This is a genomic window from Novosphingobium album (ex Liu et al. 2023) (assembly GCF_029076845.1).
Lineage (GTDB): Bacteria > Pseudomonadota > Alphaproteobacteria > Sphingomonadales > Sphingomonadaceae > Novosphingobium.
The window spans coordinates 14,587-28,145 of the sequence record NZ_JARESE010000070.1 but is presented as its reverse complement, the minus strand read 5'-3'; the positions used below and the strand labels follow the sequence as shown (position 1 = coordinate 28,145).

Here is a 13,559-nt window from a genome sequence, read left to right as displayed (position 1 = left end):
CCGTGTCTCATGGCCGGGATGGCCTCTATCCGCAATATCGTCATCCTCACCGGCGCGGGCGTCAGCGCCGAGAGCGGGATCGACACGTTCCGCGATGGCGGCGGCTTGTGGGAACGGCACCGGGTGGAGGACGTGGCGACGCCCGAGGCTTTCGCGCGCGACCCCGAACTGGTGCTGCGCTTCTACGACATGCGGCGCGAGGCGATCCAGACCAGGCAGCCCAACGCGGCCCACGCGGCGCTGGCCCGGCTGGACGCGGCATGGCCGGGCGAGCTGCTGATCGTCACCCAGAACGTGGACGACCTGCACGAGCGCGCCGGAGCGAACCGCGTGCTGCACATGCATGGCGAGCACCTCAATGCCTGGTGCACCGCCTGCGACGCGCGCTCGCCCTGGCGCGGGCCGCTGATCGCGCGGCCGGCCTGCCCCGAATGCGGGGAACGCGCGCTCAGGCCCGACATCGTCTGGTTCGGCGAGATGCCCTATCGGATGGATGAGATCTTCGCCGCGCTGCGCGAGGCTGACCTGTTCGTCTCGATCGGCACGTCGGGCGCGGTCTATCCCGCCGCCGGCTTCGTGCGCAACGCGCGCGACCTTGGCGCCAGGACGCTGGAACTCAATCTGGAGCCGAGCCAGGGCACGCTCTGGTTCGACGAGGCGCGCCATGGCCCGGCCACCGAACTGGTGCCGGCCTGGGTGGAGGAAATGCTGGCGGGTTGAGAGCTTGTTTGGAAATGCGCGGAAGAGTGCATTTCAAGGCGGCACCAGCCCGCGCCCCCACCCGGCCTCCCACAGAGTACCATTCCGATGGGAGGCCGGGTGGGGGCGCGGGCTGGTGCCGCCATGCGCCGAAAGGCGCATCAGCAAACCGACTCCCGGCAATCACCTCACGCCGTCGCGCGAATCAATCCCGCCCGGAGCATCCCTTGCATCCGGGGTCTTTGGCGATGGTCAGCGTGCGCATGGCGGGGCCCAGCCCCTCCACCACATGGAGCTTGCCGAATTGCGGTTCGCCCAGCGCGGCGTGGCCTTGCAGCAGGACGCGAATCGCCTGCATCGCGGCGAAGGCGCCGACCATGCCTGCCATCGCGCCCAGCACGCCATCGGCGGCGCACGTGTCGCAATCGTCGGCATCGAAGGCATCGCCCACGAAGCAGCGGTAGCAGGGCTGGCCGGGCAAGTGTCCAGCGAAATTCGCCACTTGGCCCTGGAACCGGCCCAGTGCCGCGCTGGTCAGCGGAATGCCGAGTTTTACGCAGGAATCTGACACCGCCAGCCGAGTCGCGAAGTTGTCACAGCCGTCCAGTACGAGGCTCGCGCCGGAGAGGACTCGCGCGGCATTTTCGATCCCCACTCGCCCGACCACCGCGTCCACCTTGAGGCCAAGATCAAACCGCCGCACCCACTCGGCCGCCGATTCCGCCTTGGGCTTGCCGATTTCCGACGGCGCAAAAATGGTCTGACGTTGAAGATTGCTGATGTCGACCACGTCGCTGTCGATCAGCGTCAGCCGGCCTATGCCGGCTGCGGCGAGGTATTGCAGCGCCGGGCTGCCGATCCCGCCGCAGCCGACCAGCATCACATGCGCGTCGGCCAGCGCGACTTGTCCCGCGCCGCCCACTTCGGGCAGCACGATGTGCCGCGCGAATCGCTCAAGCCGATCGGGTGCCAGTGCCATGGCGCGCGATCGCTCAGGCGTGCCCGGCGCTTGCCGGTGGCCGTTCCTTGACGAAGCCGTTGAGGCCGTGCCACCACTGCGCCGCGATCACGCCGCCCTTGGCCGGCTGGAGCAGCCCCAGCATCATCACGAGGGCCAGCGGCACGATCAGCGCGACCATCGCTGCCGGGCCCAGATCGAAATCGAGCGAGAGCATGATGATCAGCGGGGCCAGCACGTGCCCGGTCAGCAGGATGGCGATATAGGCGGGGAAATCATCGGCCCGCTGGTGCGTCCAGTCCTGCCGGCAGGTGGGGCAGGAATCGACCGATTTCAGCCACTTGCGAAATAGCCGGGCCTCGCCGCAGCGCGGGCACCGGCCCATCACGCCGCGCTGGGCCGCTTGCCAGAAGGTGGCGGGAAGCGTGACGGATGAAGGCGGGGCGGTAGTCATGCGCGCCGCTTAGACTACCCGGACGGCGGGGGGAAGACAATCGGCCCGCGCGGTCGATCGGCTTGTCGCCCTCTCAGTTCGCCGCCCCCCTCAGCTCGCCGCCTCGACGCGGTTGCGGCCCTCGTACTGGGCGATGTGCAGCGCCGCGTCCGCGCGGCTGATCGCCGCGCCGATCAGCACCTGATCGCGCACCGGGGCCAGCCCGCAGGAGAACGTGACGGGGCTGTTGCCCACGAAAAGCGGATCGGTCTGCGTGACCGAAACCCGCAGGCGTTCCATGATCGCGCGGGCATCTTCCAGCGTGGTGTGGATCAGCAGCACCGCGAATTGCGTGCTTGCCCAGCGTGCCGAAACATCGGTGCGGCGCGTGCCCATGGCGAGTCGCCCGGCAAAGGCGCGCAGCAGGCTGTCGCCCGTCATGTCGCCGTAAGTCTCCAGAATCGCTTCGAAATGGTCGATCTCTATCAGCGCCAGGACGGCGTTGTATTCGCCGGTCAGCACACGGGCGGCATCGATGAAGAAGCCCCGGCGATTGCGCAGGCCCGTCAGATCGTCGCGCTCGTCCGCGGTGGATAGCTGCCCGGCCTCGCCATCGGCCTGGTTCGCCGCGATAGCCACGCCGCGAAACAGGCGGCCGACCACGTCCTCGCCGCCCACCGGGATGGCGCCGACGCGTTTGCCGTCCTGGATGGACTGGAGCATCGCGGCCGCGCGGGCCACCGGCGAAAGCAAACCCAGGATCGTCGCAAGGGCCAGGCCCGCGCCAAGCAGCGTCGCCAGCGCGAGCACGCCCAGGATCGCGGCGTTCCAGGTGCCTGTCGCGGCCTGATAGGCCAGGCAAGCGATCAGCGGCAGCGCCGTGGCGGCAAGGCAGACGAAAGCGATCCTGCGCTCAAGACTGCGCGGGAACAGGAAGCGGGTCGCCTGATAGAATCGCATGGGGCTCAGGCCTTCGGAATGACGGGAGCCCGGCACAAGCGACGAACTCGTAAAGTGCGAGTCTTTCCTTTGAACCTTACCCAAAGATTAACGGTGCGATGAGGCGAAGCATCCATGCGAAGAACCGATCGGCGAGGACTTTGGCGGGCTTCGCGCCGGGCCCCTGCGGAAGATAACCCCCCGAAATGGCACCCGAAACGGCGCGGGCGGGGCCTGCCGGAGCAGACCCCGCCCGCAAGGCGCGCCGTGGCGTGCGGATCAGCTTTCGAGCTGGCGCAGCAAGCTGCGCACATCGCCGTCCATATCGGCATCGCGCGTGCGCAGTTCCTCGATCAGCCGCACCGCGTGGATCACGGTGGAATGGTCGCGGCCGCCGAACTTGCGGCCGATTTCCGGGTAGCTGCGCGGCGTCAGCACCTTGGCGAGGTACATCGCCACCTGGCGCGGGCGCACCACCGCGCGGGCGCGGCGCTTGGAGCTCATCTCGGTCCGGTCGATCCGGTAGAACTGGCAGACCGTGCGCTGGATCTCGTCGATGGTGATCCGGCGGCGATTGGCCGAAAGGATATCGGTAAGCTGCTCCTCGGCAAGCTGGAGCGAGACCTGCTGGCTGGTGAGCTGCGCATAGGCGATCACCTTGTTCAGCCCGCCCACCAGCTCGCGCACGTTCCGGTTGATCGTGCGGGCGAGGAATTCGATGACATCGGCCGGCACGTCGATCGCCGGGAAGCGCTGCAGGCGATTTTCCAGGATCGAGCGGCGCAGCTCGATATCGGCGGGCATGATATCGGCGACCAGCCCCATCGACAGGCGCGAGAGCAGGCGCGGCTCGACCCCGTCGAGCGCCTGCGGCGCGCGATCGGCGGCGAAGACCAGCCGCTTGCCTTCGGCCAGCAGCGCGTCGATCGTATAAAGCAGCTCTTCCTGCGCCGATGCCTTGCCGATGATGAACTGGATATCGTCCACCAGCAGCAGGTCGAAGCCGCGCAGCCGCGACTTGAACTCGATCATCTGGTTCTGGCGCAGCGCCTGGACGAATTCGACCATGAAGCGCTCGGCCGAGCAGTAGAAGATCCGCGCGTTCGGATGGTGCGCCAGATAGGCGTGGCCGATCGCGTGGAGCAGGTGCGTCTTGCCCTGGCCGGTCGCGGCCTTGAGATAGAGCGGCGAGAACTGCGGCGCTTCCACCGCCGACATGCGCTGCGCCGCGTTCCACGCCAGCACGTTGCTGGTGCCGGTGACGAACGTGGCGAAAGTCTGCGAGGCATCGATGCCGATGCTGCCCTGGCCGAGCGAGGCGAAGGCATTGCCTTCCAGCGCCGCGCCCAGCGGATCGCCGGCGCCGTGCACCGAATCGTTGGCCGGGCGGCTCGGCTTGCCGCCGTTGCCCAGCCGCAGCTCGGGAAGCTGGCGGCGCCCCGGATTGACCAGGATGCGTACGTGGCGCACGTCGGGCCGGGCGATCTTCCACGCGAGCGAGAGCCGGTCCGCGAAACGATCCGCTACCCAGTTGGCCGAGAACTCGGTCGGCAGGTAGAGATCGAGCGTGCCCGTCTCGTTGCAGAAATTGCCCGGCTGGATCGGCTTGATCCACTGGCTGTGCGCCTGCTGGCCAAGATCCTTGCGCAGCCCCTGACTGATATCAGCCCAATCCGCGGCGAGATTCAGGGCTTCCTGGTCCTCTTCCATTGCTATTCGTTCAGCTTTCGTTTTCCGACCCGCGCTCGGGGCACGATAACCCGCAGAAGAACCCGTCACCTGGTCCCACTCCCTCGTTCGAATCCACGCCAGTCACCACTCGGAAATGTCGGGAAATTCGCACATAACTTCGCCCCCACCGCAAATCGCGTTTGCGACGTCGATCTTACGTGCTTATCGTGTTTACCCCGGCCGATTCCGCAATGGCCAAGTGCCCTTTTAGGAACCTCTCGCTGGCAGGCGCAAGACGGCCATCCCCAAAATATAAAAATTATGACGGTTGACTCGTACAAAGCCCGCGTAAAACCTTAACAAAAATATATGTGTTTGAATAACAAGCGATTTTGCGCCGCAGCATGGCGAATCGCTCTGTTTTCCTACAGTTTTGTGAAACGCCCCGCGCAGTGCGGCGGAGACAAAAAAACAGCCGGGGATTCGCTCCCCGGCTCTGTTCTCTGTTCGTGCCCTCGGGACTTGTCCGAGGGTGCGCTTGATTCGCGAATCAGAGCGACGCGACGCGCTTGGTCAGCCGCGAAAGCTTGCGCGAAGCGGTGTTCTTGTGCAGCACGCCGCGCGCCACGCCGCGCGCCAGCTCGGGCTGGGCGGCCTTGAGGGCTTCGGCGGCGGCGGACTTGTCACCGCCGGCGATCGCCGCTTCGACCTTCTTCACGAACGTGCGGATGCGGCTCATGCGATTGGTATTGATCTCGGCGCGACGATCGTTGCGACGGATGCGCTTGCGGGCTTGCGGCGTATTGGCCATGAAACTCTTTGACCTCTGTTCTCTAGTCGGGCCGCCAGGCGGCCTGTCGTGCTCGAATTGCTGTCATGGCGAGTGGACTCGCCGGAAAGCGCGGCCCTTAACGGCAGTCCCGCGATCCGTCAAGCGAACGCGGGCCCCGCGCCGCGCCTATTTCTGGCATTTCGGGCACCAGAAGGTGCTGCGCCCGCCTTGCGCGAAGCGTGCCACGGTGCCGCCGCAGGCGCAAGGATCGCCCTCGCGGCCATAGACTTGCCAGGAACTGGCGAAATAGCCCAGCTCGCCCGAAGGCTGCGCATAATCGCGGATGGTCGATCCGCCGGCCGCGATCGATTCGGCCAGCACGGCGCGGATCGCCGGGACCAGCCGGGCCAGCGCGGCAGGCGCGATCCGCCCCGCTTCCCGGTCGGGCCGGATGCGCGCGCGGTGCAGCGCTTCGCAGACGTAGATGTTGCCCAGTCCCGCGACTATCCGCTGATCGAGCAGCAGCGGCTTCACCGGCGCGAACCGCCCCGCGAAAGTGCGCTGGAGGTGCCGGGGCGTCAGCGCCTCGCCCAGCGGCTCGGGCCCCATCGTGGCGAACGGGCCCCATTGTTCGAGCCCCCCGGTATCGACGAGATCGACCGAGCCGAAGCGGCGCGCGTCGTTGAGCGCCAGGACATGGCCCGATCCGGTCTCGATCACGAGATGATCGTGCTTTTCGATCCGTTCGGGCTCGATTCGCCAGCGGCCGGACATACCCAGGTGAAACACCATGGTCCGGTCCCGGTCGGTATGGATCAGGCCGTATTTCGCGCGCCGCCCCATCGCGGTGACGCGCGCGCCGGTGAGTTCCTGCACCAGCCCCGGCGGGAACGGACGGCGCAAGTCCGGCCGGTTGACCGCGACGCGCGCGATCCGCTCTCCTTCCAGATAGCGCGCCAGGCCGCGCACGGTGGTTTCGACTTCGGGAAGCTCGGGCATCGTGCGCGTGCAGTAATGCGCCGGCGGCCCGCTGTCATCGCCTGACCGCGCATCGTTTCGCCCTCGCCAATCGCGGGCCGGGGCCATATGGCGCGAGCGATGGAGCGTGACAGGAACTATTGGCTGGCCTTCGCCCTGCTCGGGCTCGTCATGCTGATGTGGGCGGGCAATTCGATCGTCGGGCGCGCGGTGCGCCACGATATCCCGCCTTTCGCGCTCGCTTTCGGGCGCTGGGCGCTGGCGCTGCTGATCCTTCTGCCTTTCGCGGTGAGGCCGGTGTGGCGGGACCGGGCGGCGCTGCTCCGCGGATGGAAGCCGGTGCTGCTGCTCGGGCTGCTGGGCGTCGCCTCGTTCAATTCCTTCCTCTACGCCGGCCTGCGCTACACCACGGCGACCAATGCCCTGCTGCTGCAGGCGGCGATTCCCGCACTGGTCGTGCTGTTCGAGGCGCTGCTGTTCCGCGTGCGGCCGGGCACCGGGCAAACGATCGCGGTCGGCTGCTCGGTCACCGGGGTGCTGGTGATTGTTTTCGAAGGCGATCCCGCCTCGGTCCTGCGGCTGCGCTTCGGCACCGGGGACGTGCTGATCCTGGCCGCGGTCGTCGTCTGGTCGCTCTACACCGTGCTGCTGCGGCTGCGCCCGGCGGTCTCGCCGGTCAGCTTCGTGGCGGTGACGTTCGCGATCGGCGCGGTGGCGGTGGCGCCGCTGGCGCTGTGGGAATGGCGCGCGGGCGAGCGGATCGTCTGGACCGCGACCAGCCTGGCCGCTTTCGCCTATGTCGCGGTGCTGGCCGCGCTGGCGGCCTATTTCATCTACAACTGGGCGGCCGCGACGATCGGCGCCGCGCGCGCCGGGCAGGCGATCACGCTGATGCCGCTGTTCGGCGCGCTGCTTTCCGCCCTGCTGCTGGGCGAGCGGCTGTTGGCCTATCACCTGGCGGGCATGGCACTGATCCTGGCCGGGATCGTGATCGGCGCGCTTGCGCGCCGGGAACGAGACACGGCTGGCGCCTCGCCCGGCGCGGCGCTAGAGGACGGGCCATGAACGATACGGTTTCCTTCGGTTACGAAGAAGTCAGCCCCGAGGAAAAGACCGAGCGCGTCGGCGCCGTCTTCTCCAGTGTCGCGCGCAAGTACGACGTGATGAACGATGCCATGTCGGCGGGGATGCACCGTCTGTGGAAGGATCGCTTCGTGCGCCGGGTGAAGCCACGCGACGGCGAGGCGATTCTCGACATGGCCGGCGGCACTGGCGACATCGCTTTTCGCATGGCGGCGCACGGCGCCTCGGTCACGGTGTCGGACATCAACCAGGACATGCTCGACGTCGGCATCGAGCGCGCGATGGAGCGGGGGATCGACGGCCTGGTCTGGTCGCGCCAGAACGCCGAGGCGCTGACCTTTCCCGATCGCTTCTTCGATGCCTATACGATCGCGTTCGGCATCCGCAACGTGACCCGGATCGACCTTGCGCTGGCCGAGGCGTTCCGCGTGCTCAGGTTCGGCGGGCGCTTCTTCTGCCTCGAATTCTCGACCACCGAATGGCCGGGCTTCAAGGAAGCCTATGACGCCTATTCGCACAAGCTGGTGCCCAGGCTGGGCAAGGCCATTGCCGGCGATGCCGAGAGCTATCGCTACCTGATCGAATCGATCCGCCGCTTCCCGCCGATGCCCGAGTTCGAGGCGATGATTCGCGCGGCCGGCTTCCGGCACTCCCGGGTCGAGCCGATCCTGGGTGGCCTTGTGGCGATCCATTCGGGCTGGAAGGTTTGAACGTGCGGCAGGCGTGGGTCGGTGCCGCATTCCGGCGTGAGGCTGGCAAGCGGCCATGACACGGCCGACTACGCATATCCTGCGCCTGCTCCAGTGGGGGCGGGTGCTGGCCCGGCATGGCGCGCTGCGCGGGATCGAGCGCGATCGCAATGCGCCGCCCGCGGTCAAGCGGCTGTGCCGCATCGCCCGCTTCGGCACGCGCCAGCCCGATGAGCCGGACTATGCCGGGGCATTCCAGGCGATCGGCCCGGCGGCGATCAAGCTGGGGCAGGCGCTGGCGACGCGCCCCGATCTGGTCGGCGAAGCGCCCGCGCGCAACTTGCTGAGCCTGCAGGACAGCCTGCCGCCCGTGCCCTTCGCGCTGATCCGCGCCGAGATCGAGCGTAGCTTCGGCTGCCCGCTTTCCGCGCTGTTCGCCTCGATCGAGGAGGCGCCGGTCGGCGCCGCCTCGATCGCGCAAGTCCACCGCGCGGTGACGACCGATGGCCGCACGGTCGCGGTCAAGGTGCTGCGCCCGCAGATCCGCGAGAAATTCTCGCGCGATGTCGAGACCTATGAATGGGCCGCCGCCCATCTGGAAGCCACTGGCGGGGAAGCGGCGCGGCTGCGCCCGCGCGCGGTGATCGCCAATCTCAAGCGCTGGACCTTGCGCGAACTCGATCTGCGGCGCGAAGCGGCCTCCGCCTCAGAGCTGGCCGAGGCGATGAAAGGCGCGGTGGGCTACCGCGTGCCCGAGATCGACTGGGACCGGACCAGCGGCAGCGTGCTGACGCTGGAATGGGTCGACGGCATCAAGATGAGCGATCTGGCCGGGCTGAAGGCGGCCGGGCACGATCTGCCCGCGCTGGCGCGCAAGCTGGTGCTCACTTTCCTGGGCCAGGCGATCTCGGCCGGGTTCTTCCACGCCGACATGCACCAGGGCAATCTCTTCGTGGAGCCCGACGGCACGATCGTCGCGATCGATTTCGGCATCATGGGGCGGATCGACCGCCAGGCGCGGCTCTGGCTGGCCGAGATCCTCTATGGCCTGACCACCGGCAATTACCGGCGCGTCGCCGAAATCCACTTCGAGGCGCAATACGTGCCGGCGCACCACACCGTCGAGGAATTCGCCACGGCCCTGCGCGCGGTGGGCGAGCCGATGCGCGGCAAGCCGGTGAGCGAGCTTTCGGTGGGCCAGATGCTCGACGGGCTGTTCGCCATCACGCGCGATTTCGACATGCAGGTCCAGCCGCATCTGCTGCTGCTGCAAAAGACCATGGTGATGGTCGAGGGGCTGGCCACCGCGCTCGATCCGGGGATCAACATGTGGGACGTATCCAGCCCCTTCGTGCGCAGCTGGATACGCGACGAGCTGGGGCCCGAGGCGGCGCTGGCGGACCGCCTGCGCGACGATTTCGGCACGCTGCTGCGGCTGCCCGCGCTGGTGCGCCGGATCGAGGAGAAATTCCCGCCCAAGGGCGGCGCGCCCGAGCAGGCGCCGCTGCCGCAAGTGGACCTGATCTGGGATCGGAAACGCCAAATTAACCATTGGCCCGGCTATATCCTGGCACTTCTGGCCGGGGGACTTGCGACATGGGCGGCAATGGCGGCGGGGCTGCTGGGATAGTCGCCGGGGGCACGCCGGCTCCGGCCGATCCCGCGTCCCCGCGCGCCGCGCCCGCGTGGGATCGCTTCGCCGGGGTTTCCCCGCTGGCCGCCCGCCTGATCCTCGCGCTGCTGGCGATCTGCCTGGCCGCCGCCGCGCTGGTGCCGATCGGCACGGGCCGGCCGGAGCCCGCCACGCGATCGTTCGCCGAGAACCTGGCCGCGCGCGAGGGCGTGCAGCGTCCGCGCGACGATGATCTGGCGCTCTATGACCGCGCGGTCGAGCGATTGCGCCGGGGCGAGCATTATTACGACTTCATCGTCGAGGAACAGCGCGCGGCCGGCTTTCCGGTGCGGCCCGGCGTGGCGGTGCGGCTGCCGACGCTGGCCTGGATCAACGCCGCGCTGCCCGTGCCCGCGCAAGTCGCGCTGGCGCTTGCCCTGATGGCGGCGACGCTGATCGCCTGGTGGCGCCGGCTGGGCGAGGAGCCGGGCGGGCGCCGGCACCGCCTGCTGGCGATGGCGCTGCTGTTCGTCGGCGTCTCGCTGGGCGCGAACCGCTATTTCTTCCAGCTTCACGAATTGTGGTCGGGCATGTTGCTGGCGCTCGCCTTCGGGCTGCATCGCCCCGGCAAGTGGGGCGCGGCGCTGGCGGTGGCGGCGCTGGCGCTGGCGATCCGCGAGCACGCGCTGCCTTTCGTGCTGCTGATGGCGGCAATGGCCGGCTGGCGGCGCGACGCCAAGGAATGCGCGGCCTGGAGCGCGCTGGCGCTTGCCTTCCTTGCCCTGTTCGCGGCGCACTTGTCGCTGGTGGCCGGCCATGTCCTGCCGGGTGATCGCGCCGGGCAGGGCTGGCTCATGCTGCGCGGCCTGTCCGGCTGGCTGTCCAACGTCGTGCTGTCCAGCAACCTACGGCTGCTGCCGCACTGGCTGGCGGGGCCGGCGGTGGTGCTGATGATGGCCGGATCCGCCGGCTGGCGCTCGCCCGCCGGGCTGTTCGCCAGCCTGCTTTACGCCGGTTATGGCCTGCTGTTCATGATCGCGGGGCGGGGCGACAATTACTACTGGGGCGCGATGGTGGCGCCCGCGATGTTCGTGGGGCTGGCCTTTGCGCCCACCGCGCTCGGCTCGCTGTGGCGGGCGGGGTGGCGGCCGGCTTTGCCGCCGGTGAACGCAAAGTAATTGCGCCTCCTCTCCCGGTGTTGCAAAACGCCGCTGCAATGAAGGGTCCGCGCATTCTCCTGGTCGTAGGTGGTGGCATCGCCGCCTACAAAGCGTGTGAACTCGTCCGCACCATCCGCAAGGAAGGCGGCGAGGTGACTTGCGTGCTGACCGAGGGCGGATCGCACTTCGTCACGCCGATGGCATTGGCCGCCTTGTCAGAAAACCCCGTCTACACCACGTTGTGGGACCTCAAGAACGAGGTCGAGATGGGCCATATCCAGCTTTCGCGCCAGGCCGATCTGGTGGTGGTCTGCCCGGCGACGGCGGACCTGCTGGCCAAGATGGCCGCCGGCATCGCCGACGATCTGGCGACGACGATGCTGCTCGCCACCGACAAGCCGGTGATGGCCGTGCCGGCGATGAACGTGCGCATGTGGCAGCACGCCGCGACGATGCGCAACGTGCAGACGTTGCGCGATGCCGGGGTGGACGTGATGGAGCCCGATGAAGGCGCGATGGCCTGCGGCGAATATGGCCCCGGCCGCTTGCCCGAGCCGGTGGCGGTGTGGCAGCGCATCGCCTGGGCGCTGGGGCTGGACCCGGTGGAGGTCGCGCCGCTGCCGGGCAGCGCGGCGGCCTTGCCCGAGCCCGAGGTGATCCACCGCCAGCCCGAATTCGACGGGCCCGAGCCGGCCGAGCACGAAGGGCTGAGCGGCCTGTCGCATTCGATGATCGCGCGCGGGCTGCAGAAGGCCAGGCAGGCGATCAGCTTTACCGGGCTGGTGCACCCGCACGAGGACAGGCAGGTCGCCGAGCCGCCGCCGGCCCCGCCCGTGGCCGACGCGCCGGCCGGCCCGCTGCTTTCGCCCAAGGGCACGGCGCACGGCGCGCCGCCCACCGATCCGCAAGCGCTCAACCAGCCGGGCGATCCCCTGGCCGGCCAGCCCGATTTCGAAGGCGAGCCGGCGCATCGTCCGCTGTTCGGCAAGCATGTGCTGATCACCGCCGGGCCCACCTGGGAACCGATCGACCCGGTGCGCTACATCGCCAATCGGTCCTCGGGCAAGCAGGGCTTCGCCATTGCCGCCGCCGCCGCCGCCGCCGGAGCGCGCGTCACCCTGGTCGCCGGGCCGGTGCATCTGGAAACCCCGCCGGGGGTGGACCGGATCGACGTGGAAAGCGCGCGGGAGATGGCCGAGGCGGTGAAGCGCTCGCTCCCCGCAGATATCGCGGTTATGGTCGCCGCCGTCGCCGACTGGCGCACCGCGACTTTCGCCAGCGAGAAGATCAAGAAACGCGGCTCGGCGCCGCCCGCGCTGCTGCTGACCGAGAACCCCGATATCCTGGCCATGGTCGCCGGCAGCCCGGACCGGCCGCCATTGCTGATCGGCTTCGCCGCCGAGACCGAGCATGTGGTCGAGCACGCCCGGGAAAAGCGCAAGCGCAAGGGCGCGGACTGGATCATCGCCAACGACGTTTCGGGCGATGTGATGGGCGGCGATGCCAATGCCGTGCATATCGTCACGGCCAAGGATGTCGTCAGCCTGCCCGAAATGCCAAAGGAGGACGTGGCCCGGATTCTCGTCGAAAGGTTTGCCGATGCACTCGCACGATAGCGTTCCCGTCCCGGTCAAGCGCCTGCCGCATTTCGAAGGGCTGGAACTGCCCGCCTATGCCACGGACGGCGCGGCCGGCATGGACGTGCTCGCGGCCGAGGACGTGACGCTGGCGCCCGGCGCGCGCCATGCGGTGGCCACGGGGCTGGCGGTGGCGATTCCCCATGGTTTCGAGATCCAGGTGCGGCCGCGTTCGGGGCTGGCGCTCAAGCACGGCATCTCGGTGCCCAATGCGCCGGGGACGATCGATTCGGACTATCGCGGCGAAGTGAAGGTGATCCTCATCAACCACGGCGCCGAGCCTTTCGATGTCCGGCGCGGCGATCGCATCGCGCAACTCGTGCTTGCCCCGGTCACGCGCGCGAACTGGCTGAAGATCGATGAGCTGGACGAAACCGCGCGCGGCGAAGGCGGCTTCGGATCGACCGGCGGCGTGTTCGCGCTGGGGAGCTGATCGCTTCAGGACGCCGGCGAAGCGGCCCGGGCGGCCCGTTCGCAGGCTTCGAGCGCGGCGCACGCGGCATCGTCGATCAAGGCATTGCCCGAAGGTGCGATGAATTCGCGCAGCAACTCCACCAGCGAGGCATCGGCGACCAGCGCGGCTGCCGCGAACACCGGCACGCTGGCCCGGTCACGCGCCAGCTCGCGCCGCAGCAGCGGCAGGGCCAGCGCCGGATCGCGCATGGCCAGCCCGTGGATCGCCTCTGCCCGCACATCATCGCAGGCGTCCTCGGCCGCCGCCAGCAGCGCGGCGCGCACTTCGGGCGTATCCGCCTCATGCTGGGCCAGGAAGAAGGTCGCCCAGTCGCGATTCACCGGGTCGGCATTGCGCGTCATGGCGATCAGCCGGGCGAAATTGGCCGCGGCCAGGCTGTTGCCGTCCAGCGGCGCGATCTCGCGGATCACCGCCTTCAGGAAATCGGACGAAGGTTCGTAAGGCTGCGCCATG

General features: G+C 68.5%; 14 protein-coding genes. 7 read left to right on the top strand and 7 right to left on the bottom strand.

Features of this window, described 5'->3' with window-relative positions; genetic code table 11:
* The first annotated feature begins 18 nt into the window (after nt 1-18).
* On the top strand, nt 19-720 hold the full coding sequence (locus PYV00_RS19860) for an NAD-dependent deacylase (protein WP_275230058.1): 702 nt from the start codon (nt 19-21) through the stop codon (nt 718-720).
* Between the two features lie 184 nt (nt 721-904).
* On the opposite strand, the gene PYV00_RS19855 is transcribed toward PYV00_RS19860, so the two are convergent.
* The 6 genes from PYV00_RS19855 to mutM all read right to left on the bottom strand — a co-directional run bounded on the left by PYV00_RS19855 (nt 905) and on the right by mutM (nt 6,471).
* Complete coding sequence (locus PYV00_RS19855) at nt 905-1,678, bottom strand: HesA/MoeB/ThiF family protein (RefSeq protein ID WP_275230057.1); 774 nt, start codon at nt 1,676-1,678, stop codon at nt 905-907.
* Nucleotides 1,679-1,691: 13 nt separating this feature from the next.
* Nucleotides 1,692-2,111, bottom strand: a complete 420-nt coding sequence (locus tag PYV00_RS19850; RefSeq protein WP_275230056.1) for a DUF983 domain-containing protein — start codon at nt 2,109-2,111, stop codon at nt 1,692-1,694.
* Between the two features lie 90 nt (nt 2,112-2,201).
* A complete protein-coding gene (locus PYV00_RS19845; RefSeq protein ID WP_275230055.1) occupies nt 2,202-3,050 on the bottom strand; it encodes a GGDEF domain-containing protein in 849 nt (282 codons plus the stop codon).
* Nucleotides 3,051-3,308: 258 nt separating this feature from the next.
* On the bottom strand, nt 3,309-4,739 hold the full coding sequence (gene dnaA / locus PYV00_RS19840) for a chromosomal replication initiator protein DnaA (RefSeq protein WP_275230054.1): 1,431 nt from the start codon (nt 4,737-4,739) through the stop codon (nt 3,309-3,311).
* A 511-nt stretch (nt 4,740-5,250) separates the two neighbouring features.
* Complete coding sequence (gene rpsT, locus PYV00_RS19835) at nt 5,251-5,511, bottom strand: 30S ribosomal protein S20 (protein ID WP_275230053.1); 261 nt, start codon at nt 5,509-5,511, stop codon at nt 5,251-5,253.
* A gap of 147 nt (nt 5,512-5,658) precedes the next feature.
* Nucleotides 5,659-6,471, bottom strand: a complete 813-nt coding sequence (gene mutM / locus PYV00_RS19830) for a bifunctional DNA-formamidopyrimidine glycosylase/DNA-(apurinic or apyrimidinic site) lyase (protein ID WP_275230052.1) — start codon at nt 6,469-6,471, stop codon at nt 5,659-5,661.
* Nucleotides 6,472-6,570: 99 nt separating this feature from the next.
* On the opposite strand from mutM, the gene PYV00_RS19825 reads away from it, so the two are divergent.
* The 6 genes from PYV00_RS19825 to dut are packed head-to-tail and all read left to right on the top strand — an operon-like array spanning nt 6,571 to nt 13,064.
* Nucleotides 6,571-7,515 (top strand): DMT family transporter, encoded by a 945-nt coding sequence (locus PYV00_RS19825; RefSeq protein ID WP_275230051.1) that lies wholly within the window; start codon nt 6,571-6,573, stop codon nt 7,513-7,515.
* Nucleotides 7,512-8,243 carry a class I SAM-dependent methyltransferase gene (locus PYV00_RS19820; protein WP_275230050.1) on the top strand — a complete coding sequence of 244 codons (732 nt, stop codon included), beginning with the start codon at nt 7,512-7,514 and terminating at the stop codon, nt 8,241-8,243. The genes PYV00_RS19825 and PYV00_RS19820 overlap by 4 nt, the downstream gene beginning before the upstream one ends.
* Nucleotides 8,244-8,298: 55 nt before the next feature.
* A complete protein-coding gene (ubiB, locus tag PYV00_RS19815) occupies nt 8,299-9,852 on the top strand; it encodes a 2-polyprenylphenol 6-hydroxylase (protein ID WP_275230049.1) in 1,554 nt (517 codons plus the stop codon).
* A complete protein-coding gene (locus tag PYV00_RS19810) occupies nt 9,819-11,012 on the top strand; it encodes a hypothetical protein (RefSeq protein ID WP_275230048.1) in 1,194 nt (397 codons plus the stop codon). The genes ubiB and PYV00_RS19810 overlap by 34 nt, the downstream gene beginning before the upstream one ends.
* A 38-nt stretch (nt 11,013-11,050) precedes the next feature.
* The gene (locus PYV00_RS19805) at nt 11,051-12,610 is read left to right on the top strand and encodes a bifunctional phosphopantothenoylcysteine decarboxylase/phosphopantothenate synthase (protein ID WP_275230047.1); all 1,560 of its coding nucleotides are present in this window, start codon (nt 11,051-11,053) and stop codon (nt 12,608-12,610) included.
* On the top strand, nt 12,594-13,064 hold the full coding sequence (gene dut, locus PYV00_RS19800; protein ID WP_275230046.1) for a dUTP diphosphatase: 471 nt from the start codon (nt 12,594-12,596) through the stop codon (nt 13,062-13,064). Before PYV00_RS19805 ends, dut begins: the two co-directional genes overlap by 17 nt.
* Before the next feature lie 5 nt (nt 13,065-13,069).
* Here dut and PYV00_RS19795 read toward each other — a convergent pair whose 3' ends face one another.
* Nucleotides 13,070-13,558: a HEAT repeat domain-containing protein gene (locus PYV00_RS19795; protein WP_275230045.1), complete on the bottom strand. Its 489-nt coding sequence runs from the start codon at nt 13,556-13,558 to the stop codon at nt 13,070-13,072.
* Nucleotide 13,559 lies beyond the last annotated feature (1 nt).